Here is a 649-nt window from a genome sequence, read left to right as displayed (position 1 = left end):
GTTTCACCTATGCGGAATTTTCTTCTGCGGGGTCCTGCAGGAACCGGAAAAACAGAAGGTGCCAAGGCGATTGCTGCTGGCTTACATCTGCCCTACCGTTGCATTACCTGCTCTGCCAATACGGAGATATTTGATCTGCTCGGTCAGATTCTTCCGGACGTGGATGGAAAATTATCCAGCCTTCAGAGTGAATATCCATCTTTCCAGGATATCATGTTAGACCCAGCAACTGCTTATCAGAAGCTGACCGGTATTTATGACGAAGAGGTGACGGAGGATGTGGTATACAAACAGCTCATCGACACAATCTTCGATGAAATGCATGAACATTATAAGAACCAGTCTTCCCACCAGAAGTTTAAATACGTAGATACCCCTCTTGTTGAGGCAATCCGACACGGTTATCTGGTGGAACTTCAGGAGCCGACGGTCATCGCAAACCCCGGTGTTTTAGTAGGACTCAATTCCCTTCTTGACAGATGTAACAGTGTATTTCTGCCAAACGGGGAAGTAATCAAGCGGCATCCGGATACGACCATCGTTGTTACAACCAACAATGATTATGCAGGCTGTAAACAAATGAACCAATCTGTCATTTCCAGAATGAATCTGGTGATCGATCTGGAGGAGCCGGATGAAGAAACACTGG

Annotated in this window: 1 protein-coding gene; it reads left to right on the top strand. The window is 46.4% G+C overall.

Annotation, left to right across the window (positions count from 1 at the left end; genetic code table 11):
* Positions 1–649: AAA family ATPase (locus JQM82_RS15995; RefSeq protein ID WP_235251412.1), on the top strand; the 649-nt coding region annotated here is incomplete at both ends.

Source organism: Faecalicatena contorta (assembly GCF_021531995.1).
GTDB classification, from domain to species: domain Bacteria; phylum Bacillota; class Clostridia; order Lachnospirales; family Lachnospiraceae; genus Dorea_A; species Dorea_A contorta_A.
Note: the sequence above shows the minus strand (reverse complement) of the source record. Positions and strands in the feature narration are given on the sequence as shown.